Raw genomic sequence first — 22,068 nt, 5'->3', positions numbered from 1 at the left:
TTAAAACCTAGAATAATGATGAACAGATTTTTAATAATTGTAGCTACTTTGGGCGCTCTCCTACAAATGGCTTATGGGCAGGTGAATAAACAAGTGGACCTATGCATCTATGGGGCAACTTCTGCTGGCGTTGCCGCGGCATATACCGCTTCGCATGCGGGTAAATCGGTCCTTTTGATCGATCCAGGTACGCGAATCGGGGGGCTCAGCTCGGGTGGTTTGGGGCAAACAGATATCGGTAATAAATATGTAGTAACGGGGATGGCGTTGGATTTTTATCGTAAAATAGGTAAATATTACAACGGTTTTGAACAGTGGATATTTGAGCCAAAAGTGGCGGAAACTATCTTTAAGAATTATCTGAGTAATTCGACTACCGAGCAGATGCTAGGATATAGACTGGTACAAGTGAAGACAGACAATAGATTGATTAAATCAATAGTTGTGACACCTAGTGAAAGTAATGGTAAGCAACAGATTGTTGTCAGTGCCAAGATGTATATGGACTGTACTTATGAGGGCGACCTGTTGGCCAAGGCAGGAGTTTCGTATCATGTAGGACGGGAATCAAATGCGACGTATGGAGAGACTATAAATGGGGTGCAATTGTTGGATGGACACCAGTTTCCGGATGGAGTAGACCCGTATAAGGTTAAAGGGAACCCTGCAAGTGGTCTTCTTTGGGGAATAAACGATGAAAGTGTAAAGGTAAATGGTACAGGGGACAAGAAGGTTCAAGCTTATAATTATAGAATTGCACTAACCAATATCCCCCAGAATAGAATTACGATTACTCAGCCTGATCATTATGATCCGGCTAAGTATGAGCTCTTAAAAAGGCAAAAAGAGATTCAACCCTGGAAAAGTATTCAAGATGTCTTTATCTGGAGTCTAATGCCCAATGGTAAGACCGATATTAACAATAGAAATGGCTTTTCAACAGATATGATCGGGATGAACTGGGATTACCCTGAAGCTGATTATTTCAAAAGAAAGGAGATTATCAAAGCGCATGAAGATTACACGAAGGGATTACTATATTTTGTTGCAAATGACCCTTCTGTACCCGTGGCTATTCGGGATGAATTTAAAAAATGGGGATACCCCCGGGACGAATATGTAGATAATGGACATTGGTCGCCACAATTGTATGTGCGTGAAGCCCGTAGGATGATTAGTGATGTCGTCATGACCGAACATCATTGTCAGGGAAATGAGACAGTAAACGATGGGGTCGGTTTTGCTGCTTACACCATGGACTCGCACAATTGTGACCGCGTAGTTGTAAACGGAATGGTTAAAAATGAAGGTAATGTTGAAGTCGGAGGGTTTTCACCATTTCCAATTTCATACAGATCTATTGTCCCTAAAAAGGAAGAGATCAATAACTTATTGGTACCTGTGTGCCTTTCTGCGAGTCACATTGCCTTCGGATCGATTCGCATGGAGCCTGTATTTATGGTATTGGCACAATCAGCAGCTGTGGCTGCATGCCTTGCCATAGACCAGAAGCTATCGGTTCAGGATGTCGATGTCAATCGAATCCGTCAAGTCTTGCAGACTAACGCTAAAGCCGATGGTCGTCAAGCTGATTATATTATTCAAGTGGAAAACACTGATCAGGTGGAATTGCGTGGCAAATGGATTAAATCTGCGAAAAAAGGATATGGTATGAGCTATCAAGAAGCACATAGCGATCCCGCTGCAACTGCTCGATTTTCACCTGGGAAAGATTTTGTCGCTGGTAAGTATAAGTTGTATAGCTATTTTCCGAAAACGGCTGAAAGTGCCGCATCTGGTTTATTCAAGGTATTCACAGGTAAGCAATTTGTTGAAAAAAATATTAATTTTAAGGAGGTCAATATTCAAGGACAGACGACCAGTACATGGGTAGAAGTGGGCGAATATACGTTTGAGAGTGGCTCTAAAAAACCTTATGTAGAGATTCGTTCTAATGCTCAGGGTGTATTGGCAGCTAATGCTTTGATATGGGTACCTATTTCTGACCAAAACTAGTGGCTATGCGATATATATGGTTTTTACTGATTTTTTTATTAGATGTGCAACATGGGTTTACACAGTCTAATGAGAAAAACGTAGATGTATTGATCTACGGAGGGACTCCCGCTGCGCTCACCGCAGCATTACAAGTTAAACAAGCTGGTAAGTCTGTTATTGTGCTATCACCAGATAAGCATCTGGGTGGTTTAAGCTCAGGTGGTTTGGGTTTTACAGATACTGGGAATAAAGCTGTTATAGGCGGTTTGGCTAAAAGATTTTACCAAGATGTATTTGATCATTATTCCCAGCAATCGAGTTGGCGATGGCAGACCAGATCATCTTTCGGTAATAAAGGACAGGGCACTGTTGCCATGGATAGCGCACATCAGACGATGTGGATTTTTGAACCTCATGTCGCTGAACGTATTTTCGAATCTTGGATAAAGGAAAATCAGATTACCGTAATACGGGAAGTCTATTTGGATAGACGGGCCGAGGGTATCCAGATGCAAAATGGAAAAATAAAATCCATTAAGACGCTAGATGGTACCGTTTATAAAGGCTCGATTTTTATCGATGCGACCTATGAAGGTGATCTCATGGCATTGGCAAAGGTGAGCTATACGATAGGTCGTGAATCTAATCAACAGTATGGTGAACAGTGGAATGGTGTACAGGCTGGTATTTTCCACCATCGTCATCACTTTTCTAGTCCGATAAGTCCTTATAAGATAGTAGGTAAGCCAAGTAGCGGACTGCTCTATGGTATTTCTGATCAGGTACCAGGGCCTAATGGAAGTGCCGATCACAAATTGCAAGCTTATTGTTTCCGCATGTGTCTGAGTAATAGTGAAAACAATAGGGTAGCTTTCGAGAAACCGGCACGCTATAAGGCCGAAAATTATGAATTGCTCAAGCGTCTCTATGAAAATGGTTGGGATGAGACATTCCAAAAGTTTGATTTGGTACCAAACCATAAGACCGATGCGAATAACCATGGACCGTTCAGTACTGATTTTATAGGAATGAACTATAACTATCCCGAAGCAAGTTATGAGGAACGGAAAGCTATCGTACAGCAGCATAAAGATTATCAAATGGGATTATATTATTTTATGACAAATGATCCATCGGTACCGAAGGCTGTTCAGGATAAAATGGCTACGTGGGGATTGGCGAAAGATGAGTTTGCTGATAATGGGAATTGGCCTTACCAATTGTACATCCGTGAAGCTAGACGCATGATTGGTCAGTATGTTACCATTGAACAGAATATTTTGGGAGCACGGTCGGTTTCCGATCCGATCGGTATGGGTTCATATACTTTAGATTCGCACAACGTGCAGCGGTATATTACCAAAGAGGGCACTGTACAAAATGAAGGTGATATCGGCGTGCACGTTCCGAAGCCTTATGCTATTTCTTTTGGATCAATATTACCCAAAAAGGATGAATGCACGAACCTATTAGTGCCCGTTTGTGTATCAAGTTCGCACATAGCTTTTGGTTCCATTCGCATGGAACCTGTATTTATGGTTCTGGGTCAGAGTGCTGGCTGGGCGGCCGTTTTAGCGCTTAACCATGATGGTGTTGTGCAAAATGTAGATTACGAACTCTTGAAAAAACACTTGTTGTCTTCTGGCCAGATTTTGGCAGGAAATGAAAATTAATGTAATATGTTAACTTGATTTATGATGGACTTGAACAATATGAATGCCTTAACGCTGGTTTTTGTTTCGCTTTTGATCTTTGCAATCGCATATCGTTTTTATGGGATTTTTATTTCCAAAAAGGTCTTAAGGCTTAACGATACCATACCAACACCGGCAGTTGAGTTTGCTGATGGGCACGATTATGTGAAGACTGACCGTAAGGTATTGTTTGGTCATCACTTTGCAGCTATTGCTGCTGCAGGTCCACTTGTTGGACCTGTACTGGCGGCACAATTTGGATATCTTCCCGGTACTTTGTGGATTTTAATCGGCTGTGTATTGGGTGGTGGGGTGCACGATATGGTTGTTTTATTTGCATCGGTGCGGCATAAGGGACAAAGTTTGGCGACGATTGCGTCAAAAGAAATAGGACCTGTTGTAGGTGGAATTGCAGGAATCGCCGTTTTATTTATCCTTATCCTCACCCTTGCAGGTTTATCTTTGGCTTGCATAAGTGCTATGCATGAAGCTCCTTGGTCTTTGTTTACGATCATACTCACAATGCCCATCGCTATATTTATGGGGTTACTGATGCGTTATCGACCTGGGTCTGTGACACTCGCGAGTGTACTGGGTGGTATTTTACTGCTCGTGGGTATTATTGGGGGCCACCGGCTTATGGAAATTCCGTTCGTCCATGATCTGTTTGATTGGGATGTAAAAACGATTTCAATCGCAATCGCGGTGTATGGTTTTTTCGCCTCCGTACTCCCCATTTGGTTTCTTTTAGTGCCCCGTGATTATCTTTCTACTTACCTCAAGATTGGAACGATATTGATGCTTGCTGTTGGGGTTATATTTGTTCATCCAACGCTTCAGATGCCGGCATTGACGAGTTTTATCCATGGTGGCGGACCCGTTATTGGTGGTCCGGTACTTCCTTTTATTTTTATAGTCATTGCTTGTGGTGCTATCTCTGGTTTCCATGCGATCATTGCAACGGGTACTACTCCTAAAATGTTAGGAAAAGAACGAGAAATACTTTTTGTCGGTTACGGCGCCATGCTTGTTGAAGGGTTTGTGGCACTGATGGCTTTGATTGCGGCTTGTACCTTAATGCCAGGCGATTATTTTGCGATTAATACACCTGTAGACGATTACGCACAATTTTTGAAACTTCACCCGCAACTTCATACGGTAGATCTACCTCATTTTATAGATAGGATAGGAGTGGATCTGCATGGACGTACTGGTGGTGCAGTTTCTTTGGCTGTGGGGATGGCTCATATTTTTGATAAGGTACCTTTTATGGATGATATTATGGCTTATTGGTATAATTTTGCCATCATGTTCGAAGCGGTATTCATCTTGACAGCAATTGATGCAGGTACCCGCGTGGGGCGCTTCTTTTTACAGGAAATGTTAGGTTCCGTAATTCCTGCATTTAAAGATAAAGATTGGAAACCAGGTGTTTGGTTGTGCAGTGCTCTTTTTACGATTTCGTGGGGATACTTAGTGTATACAGGGAATGTCAGTAGTATCTGGCCATTATTTGGAATCAGTAATCAGCTATTGGCAGCCTGTGGATTGATTGTCTGTACGACCATGCTGCTCCGAATGAACAGGGGTAAATATGCTTTATGTACTGCTCTACCGGGAGTATTCATGGCTATTATTACTTTTTGGGCTGGTTACTTGCAGATCGTGGATATTTATCTACCGAAAGGACAGATGCTTTTGGCTTCATTAGCCATTTTGGCTATGCTGTTAATGTTTCTCGTATTTATAGGGACTTTTAGAAAGTGGTACCTTTTATGGCGAACAGATAGTCGCATTGTCGATCAAAACGGAGAAATGGTAAAGGCTGTCGTAGAACGGTAAAGAAATTCGATTTTTCTCATTCAATTTTGATGCGTAGTTTTTCAGGTAAACAGAAGTCAAATTAAAGTTATTGTGGATGTACTGAAATATTACTTGATTTCAAAAAGCTACTTAACCTAAAGAATCACTTATCATTGTTCTCTTGTGGTTGAGTAGCTTTTCAATATGATCTCTAAACAAATTAGATCATATTACTGATGTCATTGTAGCATGTTTTAATTAGCTGATTTTAATGACAATTTTACCGAAGGCACCACGTCCCAAATGTTTATAAGCTTCGACAGCTTGTTCAAAAGAATATACGGTATCAATAACGGGTTTGATCGTATATCTGTCAAAAGCTTTGTTCATTTCTTCGAAAGCTGTTCTGTTACCGACTGCTATTCCCTGAATTTTTGTTTGTTTAAAAATGACACGCATCAAATCAAGATGGGTAGATTGCCCTGCAAGGAAACCTATAACAGCAATCTGTCCGGTAACTTTAGTTGCTTCAACAGAGTCGTTGAGGCCCTCTCCACCGACCACTTCCAATAATTGATCCGCACCTTTACCGTTGGTCAATCTTTGCACTTCTTTTGCCCAATCGGGAGTTTTTACGTAGTTGATAATCTCGTCAGCACCCAATTCTCTTGCCCTTTGTCCTTTTTCATCACTGCTTGTTGTCACAATAACTCGCGCACCTAAAGCGTGAGCGATCTGTATTCCAAAAATAGAGACTCCACCTGTTCCCTGGATCACAACAGTTTCTCCAGGTTGAAGATTCCCATAAGTAACCAACGAATACCAGGCTGTCAAAGCAGCAATTGGAAGTGTTGAAGCTTCTTCATCATTTAATGTTTCAGGCGCCAAAACTGCTGATTCTTCATGAATAATCATATATTCAGCAAGCCCTCCAGGCAAAGGTGCACCAAAGCAAAAGTCAGATTCATTGGGAGCGGGGGCACCATCAATCCATTTTGAATAAAGATGGGGGGTAACTCTTTCTCCGACTTTAAATCGGGTTACTTTGGCGCCAACTTTCACAATTGTTCCCACTGCATCCGATACAGGAATAAGGGGTTTTGGGATCATTTCCGCTTCGTAGATTCCATCTACTATGGCTTTGTCCCGAAAATTAAGCGATACAGCACCAACTTTAATCAGTACATCGTTTTCTCCAGGTGTTGGAATAGCAACTGTATCTAAAGTGAGGTTCTCCAAACCGAAGGCATGTAATTGCCAAGCTTTCATTTTATTTTGTTCTTGAGACATATTATTAATTTTATAATACAAAGGTCTCTAAATTATAAAAATGAAAACAGAGTCAGATTGGTGAAAAAAAATGAGATCAGATGAAAGAGTCAATATTTTTATAGTTCTTTGTTAGGATTGTTATCAGTTAAATGGTTGCATACGTTTTATTTTATTTTATTTTTGGCTATGGCAGGTAAAAGCTTTTTATACGAACAGGTTGCCCGTAAGATAGAGGATTCAATTTCTAAACTAAATTTGAAAGGTGGTGATAAAATACCTTCTGTCAGGACTTTGAGTAAGGAAATGGCTGTGAGCATGAACACTGTTTTTTAGGCTTATTCAATTTTGGAGGCAAAGGGTTTGATCATTTCAAGACCGAGATCTGGATATATCATCAATACAGTACCAGATGCTATTCGAAACTCAAACAAAAATCTGAAACCAGCAATACCTGCTTCAGTAGAGATTACATCAATGGCAACGGCAATGATGAAGAATGCTAAAGAGAATGGCATTATAAACTTTTCGATTCTAGCACCTGTAAATGAATATCTTCCGCTGACGAAGCTTAATAAAGCCGTAAATGCATCATTAACACATCTGAGTAGTGATAATTTTCAGTATCCATTAGTGGATGGACACCCCAGGCTACTCATGCAGATAGCAAGACGAACGATGGAATGGAATGTGTCACTTGCCATAGATGATATTGTTGTCACTAATTTTAGGTGAAGAGAATATTCCATTAATCGAAGATGATTCATTGGGAGAATTAAATTTTAAGACTTCAAGATCATTACCTGCAAAAGCATTTGATACCTACAATAATGTGATGTATTGCTCTTCGTTTTCTAAAACTTTAGCTCCAGGATTTAGAATCGGTTGGGTTTCTGCTGGAAAAAATCAGTCACAATTGGAAAAATTAAAATTCGGTTCTAATATATCTACAAATCCCGTACTACAGGATGCAATAGGAAGATATTTGGAGAGTGGGCATTACGACAGTCATATCAGGAAATTAGGAATCGAACTGCAGGGGCAGATGATGAAATATCTAAGTGCTATAGCAACCTACTTTCCGAAAGAGATTCGGCTATCTGTGCCCCAAGGTGGCTTGAGTATATGGATCGAACTTCCTGAAAATAGAGATGCATTTGTATTGCAACAGGAGGCTTTAAGTAAGGGAATTGGGATATGTCCCGGACATATCTTTTCAACCTCAGATTTTTATCACCATTATATCAGGATAAATTACTGTCCGTTGTGGAGCAATAAAACTGAAAATGCAATAATCACCATTGGAAAATTAATTTAAAATATCTTCATTGGCTTTAGCAGCAATGATCACGGCCTTCTAGGATATGGAAACCAGTTCCGACGGAGATTTTACAGTCTATGTGTTGTCCTAAGCAATATGTTCTTGAATATTGCTACTTGTTATCCCCATCTAATCTTCGACAAATTTTGTTAATATATATTTTTTCCTATATTTGAGAAAATTAAGGTTACTTCTTCGATTCTTGGAACATACAGAATCAACGAATTCGATTGTGAAACTCTTGCTAACCAAATCTGATAAAATGAAATATTTGTATTTAATGTCTTTATTTTTTGTGATGAATGGTTGCAAAAGCAATGAAGAAATTATCAATCCAATAATAGAGCCGCCAACTACCCATCCAGATATAAAACTAACGTTAGGTTCTAAAAAAATTGCAGTCTTCAATCATGTAATCAGCTCTGGAGATGTTACTCCGCTGAAAGAAAGTGAGATTGAAAATTATTTTGGTGACCGGATCGCATTTTCAATTCCCGAATCAATTGTGTTCAAAAATGACTCCACATTCCTGGTAAAGCCTTTTGATCTTGTGGAAAAATTCAAATCAAAATGGGAGGGGGACAAGCTGTATCTTCAGCTAGGAGATAAGCAATCGTGGAAACAATTAGGAGAAAAATCGAACGAGAAAGATTTCAAATTAAACATGACGTTTTATGCGCAAAAAAAGGATCAAGCACCGGCAACAAGACTTGTCCTTGGTCAGGAATATCATATGAAATTGGATGATTCTCTATTTTCCAAAACAGACCAGTTTTCAAGCTTAACTTGGTTGACGTTTGACCTATTATATAATTAGACTTGTTATGATGAAATACCTTCCATTACATATTTTATTTTCCTTCATTGGAATGATATTATCAATTTTTGTATTTGCCCAAAATGAGAAATCAACTGTAATTACTGCAAAATCTCCTGATCAACTTTATTTGGGAGCGGTGCTGCAAGAAAGTTTAATAAATGCTAAAACTCACGATGTGTTGGATGTCATACAGGATGATATTGTTGTCAGTTTTGGAGGGATTAAGTTAAAGAGTAAAATCATCAAATCTGAAAAAGCAGCCTTTTATAATGTAATTGAGGAAGCACAGCAGATTGCAAATAGCGTTCCTCATAGTGAAAACAGCTTCTCCTTTAGTATCAAAGACTTGAAGAGCTATGGAGATGTTGCGCATTACTTCGGTCAGAAGATTGATGTAGCGGATTGGTTTTCAGTTTCTGATCCTGATGAAAAACCACAAACATTACTCGCTGTAAATATGGAGCGTGTGGCTTTTACTGCTGAAATGGATCTACCTGCCGAAGGTAAATTTAAAACTAATAATGCACTGCTTGACCGCTATAATAGCAATGAGCTTATTTATGTGAATACCCTTTCTTTTGGTCGCAGGGCGATTGTTCTTGTTGAATCCAATTTAGATGCATCTCAAGTGAAAAATGCCCTATCTGCTATTTTGACAAGGAAGGAACTGTCAAATCAGGAAAAAGGTGTTTTGGCCAATTGCACCTTCCGGGTAGCGTTGCTCGGTAGCCAAGATGTAATTGATGTTGACTCTAGTAGGATGTTAGAAGAGGTTCTAGATTATATCGACGCTAAAAAAGACTTTAGTAGTCCTGGACTTCCGATCTCCTTTGGTGCTGCTTACCTCAGAAACAATCAAATTTTTTCTAATACATACTAACTATTTTTCGCAATTCTAAATCCTAGGTCGTCAATTTTAAATTTTGACGGATGACTTCTTCTGCGTGTTGTTGCCATTACGCTCCTTTCTGTGTCACAAAAACCGCCACCGCGGAAAATACGGTAGGACCCATATACCTCGGTATCGTATAGATCGGAGCACCATTCCCATACATTGCCCAACATATCGTAAAGTCCCCAGGGGTTTGGGGCCTTTTGTCCTACATTTTGAGTTTTATGCTCTGAATTGTCCTTATACCATGCAATTGATTCTAATTTGCCATATCGAACTCCAGTTGTTCCTGCTTTACAGGCATACTCCCATTCTGCTTCTGTTGGTAAGCGAAATCCGGCTGCTGTTTCATCATAGGTTATTTCTTCATTTTCAGCGTTAATTTTATAATATGGTTCTAATTTGTTTAGAGAAGAGAGCTTGTTGCAAAAAATCACAGCGTCTTTGAATGTTACGGTTTCAACAGGAAGGGAATTTCCGATATAAGTACTTGGGTTAGTATGGGTGACTTCAACATACAGTTCCTGCGTTACAGGAAATTTGAGAAGCAGAAATGGTTTAATGTTTACCGTCCACTTCTCTTTTGTTCTGTCATCGCGTAACGCAATCTGTCCACTTGGTATCTCCACCATCTGTTCCAAAAAAATTGATTTCATTGCCATGCTGCTTCAATTCAATTCGCCCATTTATTTTCTTATCGCTTCAGACATCGAACTTACAAAATTAATCTGTTTCCCGCTGTATGTATCAAAAATAGTATTTTTAGTATAAGCAGGACAACTTACTCAGAAGAATTGATTTCTTTAATTAATTTACCTTCGTTATTCAGGATTTTAAACAGAGGATTGCCCAGACTGTCAACCGATATGATGATACGTGGTTTTTCATCTGGACCATTAATGACTAAACCTGAATTTCCATTGTCAGTCATTAAATTAATTCTATTCGTATTTCCACCAATTTTACCAGCAAGATCCTTATCATTGATGACAATACCTGATTTATAGTGATTGTTTTTATTACTTTGCTGTGTTAAAATTCCAATTGCATCCGCATTGTCATAGTCAAAAGCCAAAGCGTAAGTATTGGTTTCCGGATTTTTTGAAATCGCTAATCCGCCGCATTCATCTCCTTTTTCATTATAAAATATGATACCTGCAGGATTTAATGCGCGTTTGTATTTTTTTCCGAATAAAATCGGTGGCTCCATCCTTTCTTGGTTGGAAATAATCATCCTATTTACGCCTTTATCATCAACGATATTGATCCGTTTGACTGTAATCTCATCAAACTTTTGATGTAATGTATTGAACGAGTAAAAAAGCATTAGAAAAGCAATCGTTACTATCCCTGCATAAAATCCGACTATTAACTGAGCATTTTTTTTCATCTTAAATTGAATTTTGTTCTTGTTTATTTTTAGTTATCCTTAATAATTGATCTATTTTCCAGCTTAGCCTGTGTGCACAACATGGAGGCCGACAAAACAAAGAACGAAAATTGCAGTAGTGTAAAATTGTAAAATATCATTTTTTATAGCTGACAGGTTAGAATAAGCGTAGGGAACACCATGTCGAGTTCGTAAGGGAGAGGGGGCATATCCATTTTAATGAAACAGTACGGGAAGTGGAGTGGTTACCAATCAAGATATATTAATCTTGATGACGTAAAGTACGGATTAGAGATTATAAAAAAGATGATGGTTTTTTGCCCGTAATGGCTTTAAAATCTTTTATAAAGTGAGACTGGTCATAGTATCCTGCATTTAACCCGATTGCAGTTAAATTCGTTTTCTTGTGATCATTTTCGAATAAATTTCTAAATCTCACAATGTTTGAAAACTGTTTTGGTGAAGTGCCAACTTGTTTTCTGAATTTTTTTTCAAATGAGTCTCTACTAATCTGCAGTTGACCTAATAGTTTTTTGATCGGAATAGAACCTTGGGAGTCAATAATTTCACGGATCGCTTCTTTAATAATGCCATCCGTATGGGCACACAATAATTCCACAAGCAGAAACCTTTCTATTTTTTCGACCATCAGTTCGTATTCATTTTTTTTAGAGAAAATTTTATTTAAGCAGGAAATTTGATGCCGGTTAAAAAAATTATCAAATGGTATAAATGTCTCAAAAAACTCATTTATGGGGGTATTAATCAATGCGGATGCCATCCCGGGATTAAAGATAATGACAAATAAAGTGGTGCACTTTGAGAATTCAAAATGGAGTGAAGTGCGGGCGATCCCAAAAGCGAAAGCTTTGGGTAAATCGATCACCTCCTGATTTTTTTGCTTCAATGTGACTGCACCATTCAAAATATAGTTCAATGATACTGATGTGCTGGGAAGCGTTTCTAAATTTACTAAATCAGGAGTTTCCACTATCATAAACTCTTTGACATATTCTTGAAGAAATGGGTCTGGAGTAAATCTATATTCCTTTATTTTATTAAAGTGCTCTTGTTCAAAAAAAGCTATATTTTTCTTTCCCATTTTAAGTATAGTTATGCATTTAATCCATTTGTTTTATCTACATGAATGTTTTTTGTTTTGATCCAAATTCAACAATTATCTTAAATAATCAAAGTGTTATTTTATAAATAGGTCTGATTTTTTTGGGTTTAAATTATTTATATATTAACTTTAGGTACAGATTGTCGATATAATGTTTGACGGAAAATGATTGTAGACATCATTGAAAAACAGTGTTTTTAGCAGGAATCGGTGCATTAGTAGTTGCGCAGTAAACTTAATAAATATTTGAAATATGAAAAAGGAAATCAATACGAGAGCGGTGATCATCCGTGCTTTCTTTATCTTTGTGGTATTTATGTTAGTAGGTGGTTATCTCGCATATATCGGTGTATAGAAGGTCCTCATCATCGTAATTAAATCATTGCTAAAGACTATGCGCGATCCGATCGTATTTATTAGAATGATATTCTTTTAGAAATTGACTATTGGAAAAGAGCGAATTCTTCTTCATCTCTTATTTTGATGAGTTGTCGAATGCAGAAGTATTATAGCATTCCTCTTAAGGTAGCCTCTCTATCAAACTTAGAACAACTGTATCGCTACAAAATAAAGTGCAGTGATCACAGCTGTTTGAACGATCACTTTTAGATATTTATTCTTTTGCGTGCTATTAGTTCTTAGGATATCCAAATTGTTTAGAAATGCTACGAGTGCAATTGCGATGAAGATACTTTTACCGTTAAAAATAAAAACCAAACAGAAGGGTAGTAGTGCAATAGCAAAATCGTACAACTTCAGTTTTTCTACTATGTTGTGCTGGTTCTGATCGATTTCTAGCGCTTGGACAATACTCGGAAAGTCTTTTTTGGGATAAGCCTTTAAAATTTCTCCTGATTTAGTCGGAATTAAAAAAGGTTTTCCTTTTTCCGTTGATCGCTCCATGGGTACATCGTCTTTGTATAACGATTGTTCACCAAACCAAGTTGAATATTTCATTTCAAAGATTGACTCCGGAAAGTTCGGTAATGTAAATTGGTATTTCATATTTAGTTATAATCAGTTTTGCTTCATGCTATATGTATAAATCACATTGTCCGAGTTATTTTCATCAATCACATCAGGCAATAGGATAAACCCATTCTTTTCTAGGAGTTGACGGGACTTTATATTATTTCGAACTGTCTTTGCCTCGATATGGTTGAGCTTTAAAGTAGAAATAGCATAGTTTAGGACCAGCTGTATTGCGCTACTCATCAAACCTTGGCCTTGAAATTCAGGTAGCAGTGCATAGCCCAGCTCTGCGGATTTTTTTTCAATATTGATCCTCCATATTGTAATTGTACCTGCAAATTGTTGAGTATCTCTCATGTTGATCGTAAAATAATGAGTTGTATCCATCCGCTTTTTGATAAATAATTGAATCTCTTCGAGGGATTGGTTTAGATCTCGTTTCATAAATTTATTGACCTCGGGGTCTGTGCGTAGTTTATGGATATTGATCGTATCAGTAATGTCTATATATTTCAATAAGACATTGTTCAATAGCATGTGATGACTGATATCCTTAACTTTTGTCCCTACACTTTTGTCATTCATATTTTTTAAAGTTTAGATCACGGTTATTTTCTCTTTTCGGACTTCTTTTTCATGACAAATACAATTCCAGATGTACCGCCATCACCAGAAGTTACAGTGGTGTAATCTAATGTTTCAACCAATTCAAAATCATTATCAACCATATGATTAAGAATGGCGGCATATGACATTTTATTCGTTAGAAACTCTGAATATTCTTTACCAGCTTTAAGCTGTTCTTCAGTTTCACCAAGATCAACATTGACCTTAAGTTTTTTTGATAGAAATTTTCCTTTAATTACAATATATGCATAAGTATATTGTTGATGTTGAGCAGGATTTTCAGTAGCAGTTTTTGTTTCTACAACCTCTTGTCCAAAGATGATCGTAGTGATGGACAATAAGAAGACAAGTAATGTTAGTTTTTTCATATATATCATGTTCTATAATCTGTTTTTGCTAAATCTCAATTAATTTCTGGATTTTTTGTTCTATTTCTTTTATAAATAATTCGTCGGATCCTTCCCATCTATTCAGAATTTCTCCCTTTTCATTTATCAGTAATCTTAGCGGAACAGAAAAGACGAGGAGTTCACGTCTGATATTTTGTAGATTACCTGACTTATAAGAAAGGTGTTTCCAAACGCCTATTTTGTCTTCAGAAATAGCCTTCTTCCACTTGACAAGATCCTCATCAATGGATATGGATAATACTTCAAATTTATCTTTATATTTTTCTCTTAATGCTAATAGTTGTGGATGTTCTTCCCGACAAGGAATACACCAGCTCGCCCAAAAATCAATTAACAGGATCTTATCCTTAGCCAGTTGGTAAACATGAATGATATCGCTGTTAATATCAGATGCAGTGTAATTTTTGACACTATTTTGAATGTGATAGTCATCTAAAATGGTGATAAATTGTTTTATAGATTTATAATTAGTGTTGCTGTTTAAAATTTTATTATTTGAATTAAATAATGGTTTAAACTCTTTGTAACGTTCCCTTCCATATTTTCTCTTTATTAAAATCTCTAGGCTCTCTAATGCTGCTAATGAAAAAGGGTGTTTTTTATAATAGGCTAATGCAGCGGTTATTCTCAAATTTTCGAGTGAGTCCATTTTGTTTGCTAAATGGATAATAGAATCTGTATACACTTTTGTTTTCTGAAAATGAGATAGCTGTTGATTTGTAAGCGCGATCTCTTTTCTAAGATCAAGGAATAGTTCATTATATCGGATCTGATCTAATTGTGCATTGGATGGATTTTTCACCTTTGAATGAGGAATATTCGTTGCCAAATAAAGATGGGTTACATGTTCGGAAATATAAAAATCGTAAGATGACTCATTTTTGTCATATCTGATGTTATATTTTTCATTAATGCTCTTAGGAATGATCTTTTCGAAGACTCCGTTTCTTATATGTATTGAATCTAGCTGCGATCCATTTTTTGTAAGAAAAGAAATGATGACTTTCCCTTCAGATATTTCGCTATTACCGGTTATTTGTACCGTCTGAGAAAAACTCGAGGAACAATCAATAAAAATTAATACAATTACAAAAAGATAAGTTGATAATAATAAGAGAAATTTATTTGTCATATGAAAGCTTCAATTAATTCGTATCTTTTTACTTAATCAATTCTTAATTTACATACAGCCCAGAAGATCAGTAATATGATGAAGTTAGCTTTTTTTAGTTAAACTCTCGAATTATGAATCTATTGTTACAGTTGTTATAGAAATTTTTAACAGCAGTAAAAAGCTTCTACGGTTAAGTGCCGGTGGGGTGTATTGTACGGGAGTGTTTTTATGTGAAATATTATCTTAATTTACCATAAGAGTTGCAGTATAAACAAAATAAAGACCAGATGTCTATTAAATATATAACAATTTTCATATGCTTGCATTTATTTCAAACCAGCCGGACCTTATACTGGCATGTGTGCAGATGAAGAAGTATGTAAAAAAACTTTTTGCATTAAAATATCTTTTAAATGAATTTGGTATTTTAGCGGATGAGTGGATACAAAGAAACATCAGAATAGGAATAAATAGAAAGTTGAGCTTCACCTAAAAAAAATTATAAAAAGACATTTATGAATACATTTGACCATCAAAAGGGGGCGTACTTCTGTACCGGCGAAGCTAAGATTTACTATGAAGAAATAGGGAATCCTGATAAACCAGTAATAATTTTTCTTCATGGGGGGGTAGGAAATATGGAGGATTTTAATGTTTTGGTTCCACTTTTAGCAGATGATTTTAGGATAATTGGGATAGACAGCAGAGGACAGGGCAAATCTTCACTTGGATCTGACAAGCTAACTTATCAACTTTTGCAATCTGATATTGAGGCTTTGTTAAAGTCCTTGAACATCAATAATATTATAATTATTGGATTTAGTGATGGTGGAATTATTTCGTACAGAATGGCAATTGAAAATGCTATAAAAATCAAAAAAATTGTGACTATAGGCGCTACATGGAACATTAAAGATCTATTAGCAACCGAAGAAATATTTTTGAATGTAACGGCTGCCGGTTGGAAAGAAAAGTTTCCAGATAGTTTTAATCTCTATCAGAAATTAAATCCTGAGCCTGATTTTGAGAAGCTTATAAAATCAGTGGTAGCCTTATGGCTGGATAAAACCGAAACGGGATTTCCAAATGAAAGGGTGAGTGAAATCAATTGTCCAGCACTTATTGTAAGAGGTGACCAAGATCATTTATTTTCTAGAAAAAGTGTTTTCGAAGTTGCAGAATGTATAGATAATGCCGCACTTTTAAATATTCCTTTTGCAGGACATGTCGCCTATGAAGATCAACTGGAATTATTCTTCATTACTTTAAAGCAATTTTTAAATGAACAGTAGTGCCGAGTGCAAAGCTCCAGGCGAATTGGGCATTTTACTTAATAGATGCGACCGTTCATTTAGTCGGTAAGGGAAGATATCAATACGGTATGTTATTTGATTCATCTTCCTGTATTTTTAGTTCAGTGTCAAATTGCACGCTAAAACAAAAAGCCCAATCTTTCGACCGGGCTTTTTGCTGTGATGCAGAGCATGAATATCCGTTATATTTACTTTAGGCTGTCTGGCACTTGTGATAAACGGGCATACATTTCAGCAAGGGCAAATTGATTTAATAGCCATTTCTGATCAGAAGGTTTTGCATCTGCAGTCCACTCTGTTCCGAATAAACCGTTTTTGTCTCGCATGGCTTTCCATGCATGTTCCAAATTGGAATGAAAAGCTTGGATATATTGGCTGTTTTTATCTTGGTGGTAAAGTTCAATAAATCCTCTCAGCATGATGGCGATAAACCAATTGTCGCTTTTTTTAAGTACGGGATAGTTTGCAGTTTTATCCTTTCCATTTCCTGCGGGATAGAAGAAATAAGCCAATGCTGATTTTGCTGAGAGCTGTGCATCTTTCAGATATTTTTCTTCTTTGGTCAGCTTATACAGCAAGGCACCTGCTTGGATCATCTGTCCTGTATTGTAGGGATATTTCGTTTTCTGAATTTCCCCTTTCAGGTTGATGTTGTCCCAATATAAGTGATCGGCCGGATCCTCGAGATTTTTCATCGTCCAGTTGTAAAGTGTAACGGCTTGCGTAAGATACTTTTTTTCTTGTGTTGCTTCATATAATTTAAGTAAATAAACGACCGCTGGAGCATTGGAACAGGTGTTTTTAGATTCTTTTCGTTGTTCGCACCAATAGATACCACCACCGAGCTTGTCATCCATACCACTTTCTACAAAAGTCCAGATTTCCTTTGACTTTGCTAAATATGCAGGATTTTTACTTTGCAAATAGAGGTCAGCAAAGTCAATACCCAGCCAGATATTGTCGTCATAAAAGCGGTCTGATGTCGGCGCACTATTTACATAGGAGGCGTATGCTGCAGGTTGACGTTTATCAAAGTAATTTTCAAGTCCCGGAAGCACCTCTTGGTCAATATGCTTTTTGATCTCTGGATCATTTGATTTTTCAAGAAGTGCTGTGTAAGCGGATAAGCTTCCTGAAAATGGCCAAAGATAGGAGTAGGGGTTTGATTTCTTGCTGTTATCTCCATCTCCAAGATAGCTCGCATTGTAAGTCTGGTCAAAAGGATAAACTTCGCGGAAAAGATGCTTGCCATCTGCTACACCATAAAGTTTTTCAATTATCTGTAGGCTTTTAACCGCTCGTTGATAAGCGGTATTTTCACTGGCTTGTTGTGCATAGAGACCTGCTGTAATTAACAGGGCGATCCCTGTTCCAACGATTTGCTTGATCATATTCGTTATTTTTTAGTTGATTTTTCAAATGATGCCAGTCCTTCAAAAAGCATAGCAGCGCTGGACTGGCTCGTTAATTGTGTCTGTCCGAGTGGTTTTTGTGTCCATGATGGGCTGAAAAGTAGGATCCCCGTATCTTGCCCTTGCTGCCAGGCTACTTTCCCGTTGTTACGAATGAAGTTTTCAAATTTTGACCGAAAGGCTCCGTTAATACCATCTCTTTTCAAATATTCAATAAAGTAACGTACAAAGATCCCCTTAAACAGGGCTCCATCTCCATCTCCTTCATTGCGTAGGACATTATTACTGGCATCGATACATTTGGTCATCGTATAATTGGATGCTTTTTGTGCATCGTTCATATAAAGAGGATCTTTCGTAATATCAAAAAGTTCCACTGCTGTTCCTACAAATGTCCCTTGGTTATAGGTGAGGGCAGTCATATTGATGACGTCGGTTTCGCCATTGATATTGTCGTATACCGCACCTGTAGCCCTGTCAAAAAGGGTTTCTTTTTGCCAATCGTAGATGCGGATGGCCCAATCCAGGTATTGCTCATCTTTTGTGAGTTTATACAACCGGGCGGCAAGGATACTTGCAGGTCCGTTGGAACAGGCATTTTTTGAATAAAGCATATCCTTGCGCCAGGCTAATCCGCCGCCGGCATATTCGGTATTCCACGCTTTTAAAATATCATTCCAGAGGTGCAAAACTGCATCCATATACTTTTGCTCTTTTGTGATCTCAAAAAGGCGGAGCATGGTCAGTGCATTCCACTCCATATCATCATAGAAAACATTTTCATACGTATTGCCATTTTTCTTTTTGACACCTTCAAACCACTTGACGAAGTAGTCTTTATATTTGGGGTCCTGGGTACGGAGATAGGCATCGATGACCACATCCATGGCATGTGCATTGGGCCAGTACTGGAAACCTAGATCTGAGCCATCACTTCCATAGTTAAAATAGCCTTCGTTGTTCCAAAATTGGGTGATCAGTTCATCTGAAGTTTGTTGCGCCATCTGATCCCACGAGATATCCAGCTCGTCGTTGAACTGATATTCATCGTTGATCTTGCTGCAGCTGTTGAGGCTGAACAAGCTGAGGACGAGCAGTCCTATATACATTGATTTCATCATAATGCGTTAGTTGACGGTGACTTGATGGGTGTACTCTTTATCTCCTTGTAAAATGACGCTGACCGTTGTCGACTTGCTGTCCACTTCACTTGCAAATTTCCATTTATCATCCCATTGGGTAACTGCTTTAAGCAATTTAATATAATAGTATGCTGGATCACTGGCAGGTGTTGGACGGCTGTCGGTTGGATTTTTTGCACCAAACTGCTCGATCACATTTTTATTGTTGGCCACGGTTTCCAACTGAAATTTGTAGCGTTCATCTTTTCCCCAGCCTTCTTGCTTGAAAGCAATGACCCCAGTACCTGACCAGATACCTTTGCCTTGGTAAGGGAGGTTAAACATAATTTTATTATCTGGCGAAAACCAAAGACCGATCGATTTGATTTCAGTAAAATTGATGGTCGCTACATTGAAATCTACCTGGATGCGGTATACCGCAGTTTTGGTAACTTCCATACTGAGATCTTCGGTTGCTTCTTTTAGTTTGACCTGGTTGTCTGAATAGAAGCGGCGTGCATCGTTATCTTTGCGATCTACAAAAACATATTTTTTACCAGCTTCCAATTTGGTGTAGATTTCAAATTCACCTGTGGCTGTCTGTTTAAAAGCAAGGGCAGCGGCGATGTCAGCTCCACCTTCGGAAGCTTCTCCTGTAGCAAACAGTTCGTTTGGAATATCGGCAAATCCTTCGAGGCTTGAGATTTTGAGTTTACGCACTACGGGTGAAATAACACGGTTGATACCACGGGAAGTGACAATCGTCCATTGTACATCACCACTTTCTCCCGGATTGATTCCTGCAAGGGAAGCAACTGAATTGAGCACTTTATGGGTGATATAGGCATTGGTCGCATAGCCTTTATTGTTTGAGGTCAGTTTATAGAGCGGTTTTGAAAAATCTCCACCTACGACATCAAAGGCGATTTCATATTGTGGAGCCCCGCCGTCTTCGGTCAGTGCCGCTTCCCATTCAAAGAAGAGTGATGCCGAGGCTGCGCTTACCAGTTTAACGGCTTTATTGTCGAAAGGTTCAAATAAGTTGTCGACTGCTGTGACCTGTACATCTGTATAGGCGATGTTGTCGGTTTTACAAGATCCTAAGGTGGCTATAACGGCGGCAAGCCAGATTAATATTGCTGTTTTTTTCATGATTTTATGCGATTAAATTAGTTTGCGTAACCCGGATTATTGGGTAACAAATTTTTGTTCAGATCCATTTGGGCACGTGGCACCGACCAGAGGTAATCTCTGTTGTCATCAAACCTGCGGTTATCAAGGCGGATATAATCCGAGTTGCCATTGGCGAATTTTGCTCCGGTGACGGTACCGTCTAAGTAAGTTTTTCCAGCTTTCCAGCGTACGATATCGTAATAGCGTAAGCCTTCCAGTGCGAGCTCGCTTCGACGTTCATTACGAATCAGGGTAGTAAGTGCTGCCGCGCTTATTCCTGTAGGGAAATCGAGTGCTGATGCTGCTGTAAATTTGGCTCTATCTCGGATGGGGCGGATTGTACGGTTCCAGACGCTGGCATCCATCTTACCCAATTGATGCTGCGCCTCGGCATACATCAACAGGACATCGGCATAACGGAACATAATGATATTGAGGCCTGAGTTGTAATCCTGGGTTACGGATGGATCATAATATTTCTTGACATAATAACCTGTTGGGGAGGAATTTGCACTAGCATTTATATATACATCTGCTTTTTCGGTATCGTTGCTTCCTGTACCGGGTTTTGTATAGATGGTACGTATCGTTCCATTAAAGTCGGTCCATTGGCCACCATGGAAGACAATCGTTGCTGACATACGGGGATCGCGATTAACATAGGGGTTGTTGTCCGAATAGGCAGCATCTTCTGTTATCGGAATACCCTTTGTGGTTAAGTAGTTATTGACTAAACTTTGAAGTGGCGCATAGGCATTGAGGCGAGCACCGGCAGATAGGGGGGCTGCATCGTAAAGTTTATTCCATTGTTTTTTACCCGGAACATATGCATAATCTAAGATGACTTCTTGATTGTATTCATTGGCGGGCTGAAAAAGACCTTCATAGCTATTGAATAGGGCATAAGTGCCGTAGACACCCTGATTTTGCATCAGACTGTCACAGTAATCAGCTGTCTTCTGCCAATTGCTTTCATATAGATATGCTCGTGCTTGAAAGGCCATTGCCGCACCTCTAGTGATTCGTCCGCGGTCACTTAAAGCCAATTCATTGCGATTTGGAAGCATCATGCTGATGGCGGAGAGCTCGTCATGGATAAAGGCAAGTATAGTTGCTTTAGGGGTTCTCTTGATTGTTTCTGATTCTGCCAAGGTAATATCGGAGGTGAAAAATGGTACGTCTCCGAAAAAGTTGACAAGACGAAAGTAAATGAAAGCGCGTATAAAACGGATTTCTGCTGATTTTCTTTTTTTCCAGGCTTCGTTGCCGTCAGGGACACGATCCAAATTGGCCAAAAATACATGGCAGGTCTTTAATCCACCGTAGGCATCGGACCACTCCGAGGCGAAACGTGGCATGTTTGGATTAGCCAAACCATTTCGGATCAGCCGTTGGTCGGTTGCCGAACGTCCCTCGTAGATATTGTCACTGAGTGCTTCGTCATTCCACATTTTATCAGCAGAATACATTTGATTGTAAGCCATGTTAACCATCAGTTCGGCATTGGCTGCAGATTCCCAATAGGTGGCATCTGTAAATTCTTTTGTCAGGACGGGATCCATGCTGTTGCAAGAGCTTGTGAAAGCCACCACGAAACCAGTAATACCCATCATTTT

General features: G+C 38.5%; 21 protein-coding genes. 9 read left to right on the top strand and 12 right to left on the bottom strand.

The window, feature by feature from the left end:
- The first annotated feature begins 15 nt into the window (after positions 1-15).
- The 3 genes from M2265_RS07025 to M2265_RS07015 are packed head-to-tail and all read left to right on the top strand — an operon-like array spanning position 16 to position 5,534.
- The gene (locus M2265_RS07025; protein WP_132771288.1) at positions 16-2,016 is read left to right on the top strand and encodes an FAD-dependent oxidoreductase; all 2,001 of its coding nucleotides are present in this window, start codon (positions 16-18) and stop codon (positions 2,014-2,016) included.
- Positions 2,017-2,021: 5 nt separating this feature from the next.
- Positions 2,022-3,671, top strand: coding sequence for an FAD-dependent oxidoreductase (locus M2265_RS07020; protein WP_132771289.1), 1,650 nt, complete (start codon positions 2,022-2,024; stop codon positions 3,669-3,671).
- Positions 3,672-3,692: 21 nt separating this feature from the next.
- The gene (locus M2265_RS07015; RefSeq protein ID WP_243655444.1) at positions 3,693-5,534 is read left to right on the top strand and encodes a carbon starvation protein A; all 1,842 of its coding nucleotides are present in this window, start codon (positions 3,693-3,695) and stop codon (positions 5,532-5,534) included.
- A gap of 219 nt (positions 5,535-5,753) precedes the next feature.
- Here the strand turns inward: M2265_RS07015 and M2265_RS07010 are convergent, their stop codons facing one another.
- The gene (locus M2265_RS07010) at positions 5,754-6,785 is read right to left on the bottom strand and encodes a zinc-dependent alcohol dehydrogenase family protein (protein ID WP_207902465.1); all 1,032 of its coding nucleotides are present in this window, start codon (positions 6,783-6,785) and stop codon (positions 5,754-5,756) included.
- A 168-nt stretch (positions 6,786-6,953) separates the two neighbouring features.
- Between M2265_RS07010 and M2265_RS07005 the strand changes: the two genes are divergently transcribed.
- The 5 genes from M2265_RS07005 to M2265_RS06985 all read left to right on the top strand — a co-directional run bounded on the left by M2265_RS07005 (position 6,954) and on the right by M2265_RS06985 (position 9,785).
- On the top strand, positions 6,954-7,100 hold the full coding sequence (locus tag M2265_RS07005; RefSeq protein WP_132771290.1) for a GntR family transcriptional regulator: 147 nt from the start codon (positions 6,954-6,956) through the stop codon (positions 7,098-7,100).
- Positions 7,101-7,112: 12 nt separating this feature from the next.
- Entirely contained in the window at positions 7,113-7,499 is a 387-nt protein-coding gene (locus M2265_RS07000; protein ID WP_132771291.1) for a hypothetical protein, read from the top strand.
- A complete protein-coding gene (locus M2265_RS06995; RefSeq protein WP_165905941.1) occupies positions 7,480-8,082 on the top strand; it encodes a PLP-dependent aminotransferase family protein in 603 nt (200 codons plus the stop codon). Before M2265_RS07000 ends, M2265_RS06995 begins: the two co-directional genes overlap by 20 nt.
- A 265-nt stretch (positions 8,083-8,347) precedes the next feature.
- Positions 8,348-8,902 carry a hypothetical protein gene (locus M2265_RS06990; protein ID WP_132771293.1) on the top strand — a complete coding sequence of 185 codons (555 nt, stop codon included), beginning with the start codon at positions 8,348-8,350 and terminating at the stop codon, positions 8,900-8,902.
- Positions 8,903-8,909: 7 nt separating this feature from the next.
- Positions 8,910-9,785 (top strand): thiol-activated cytolysin family protein, encoded by an 876-nt coding sequence (locus M2265_RS06985; RefSeq protein ID WP_132771294.1) that lies wholly within the window; start codon positions 8,910-8,912, stop codon positions 9,783-9,785.
- Here the strand turns inward: M2265_RS06985 and M2265_RS06980 are convergent.
- From M2265_RS06980 to M2265_RS06950, 7 genes are all read right to left on the bottom strand, one after another.
- Positions 9,782-10,453 (bottom strand): formylglycine-generating enzyme family protein, encoded by a 672-nt coding sequence (locus M2265_RS06980; protein ID WP_237682702.1) that lies wholly within the window; start codon positions 10,451-10,453, stop codon positions 9,782-9,784. The two genes, M2265_RS06985 and M2265_RS06980, sit on opposite strands and share 4 nt — an antisense overlap.
- Positions 10,454-10,578: 125 nt before the next feature.
- Positions 10,579-11,187 (bottom strand): hypothetical protein, encoded by a 609-nt coding sequence (locus tag M2265_RS06975; protein ID WP_132771295.1) that lies wholly within the window; start codon positions 11,185-11,187, stop codon positions 10,579-10,581.
- 295 nt (positions 11,188-11,482) lie between these two features.
- Positions 11,483-12,289 carry an AraC family transcriptional regulator gene (locus M2265_RS06970; protein ID WP_132771296.1) on the bottom strand — a complete coding sequence of 269 codons (807 nt, stop codon included), beginning with the start codon at positions 12,287-12,289 and terminating at the stop codon, positions 11,483-11,485.
- Positions 12,290-12,853: 564 nt separating this feature from the next.
- On the bottom strand, positions 12,854-13,315 hold the full coding sequence (locus tag M2265_RS06965) for a hypothetical protein (RefSeq protein ID WP_132771297.1): 462 nt from the start codon (positions 13,313-13,315) through the stop codon (positions 12,854-12,856).
- A gap of 12 nt (positions 13,316-13,327) precedes the next feature.
- The gene (locus M2265_RS06960; RefSeq protein WP_132771298.1) at positions 13,328-13,867 is read right to left on the bottom strand and encodes a GNAT family N-acetyltransferase; all 540 of its coding nucleotides are present in this window, start codon (positions 13,865-13,867) and stop codon (positions 13,328-13,330) included.
- A 23-nt stretch (positions 13,868-13,890) separates the two neighbouring features.
- The gene (locus tag M2265_RS06955) at positions 13,891-14,277 is read right to left on the bottom strand and encodes a hypothetical protein (RefSeq protein ID WP_132771299.1); all 387 of its coding nucleotides are present in this window, start codon (positions 14,275-14,277) and stop codon (positions 13,891-13,893) included.
- A 28-nt stretch (positions 14,278-14,305) separates the two neighbouring features.
- Entirely contained in the window at positions 14,306-15,451 is a 1,146-nt protein-coding gene (locus M2265_RS06950; protein WP_132771300.1) for a TlpA family protein disulfide reductase, read from the bottom strand.
- Positions 15,452-15,948: 497 nt separating this feature from the next.
- Between M2265_RS06950 and M2265_RS06945 the strand changes: the two genes are divergently transcribed.
- On the top strand, positions 15,949-16,725 hold the full coding sequence (locus M2265_RS06945; protein WP_132771301.1) for an alpha/beta fold hydrolase: 777 nt from the start codon (positions 15,949-15,951) through the stop codon (positions 16,723-16,725).
- A 209-nt stretch (positions 16,726-16,934) separates the two neighbouring features.
- Here the strand turns inward: M2265_RS06945 and M2265_RS06940 are convergent, their stop codons facing one another.
- The 4 genes from M2265_RS06940 to M2265_RS06925 are packed head-to-tail and all read right to left on the bottom strand — an operon-like array spanning position 16,935 to position 22,014.
- Positions 16,935-18,137, bottom strand: a complete 1,203-nt coding sequence (locus M2265_RS06940) for a glycoside hydrolase family 76 protein (RefSeq protein WP_132771302.1) — start codon at positions 18,135-18,137, stop codon at positions 16,935-16,937.
- A gap of 5 nt (positions 18,138-18,142) precedes the next feature.
- A complete protein-coding gene (locus tag M2265_RS06935; RefSeq protein ID WP_132771303.1) occupies positions 18,143-19,279 on the bottom strand; it encodes a glycoside hydrolase family 76 protein in 1,137 nt (378 codons plus the stop codon).
- Between the two features lie 6 nt (positions 19,280-19,285).
- Positions 19,286-20,431 (bottom strand): SusE domain-containing protein, encoded by a 1,146-nt coding sequence (locus M2265_RS06930; RefSeq protein WP_132771304.1) that lies wholly within the window; start codon positions 20,429-20,431, stop codon positions 19,286-19,288.
- Between the two features lie 17 nt (positions 20,432-20,448).
- On the bottom strand, positions 20,449-22,014 hold the full coding sequence (locus M2265_RS06925) for a RagB/SusD family nutrient uptake outer membrane protein (protein WP_207898502.1): 1,566 nt from the start codon (positions 22,012-22,014) through the stop codon (positions 20,449-20,451).
- Between the last annotated feature and the right edge of the window lie 54 nt (positions 22,015-22,068).

Source organism: Sphingobacterium kitahiroshimense, assembly GCF_025961315.1.
Classification (GTDB): Bacteria; Bacteroidota; Bacteroidia; order Sphingobacteriales; family Sphingobacteriaceae; genus Sphingobacterium; species Sphingobacterium anhuiense.
This window is presented reverse-complemented; position numbering and strand designations above follow the sequence as displayed.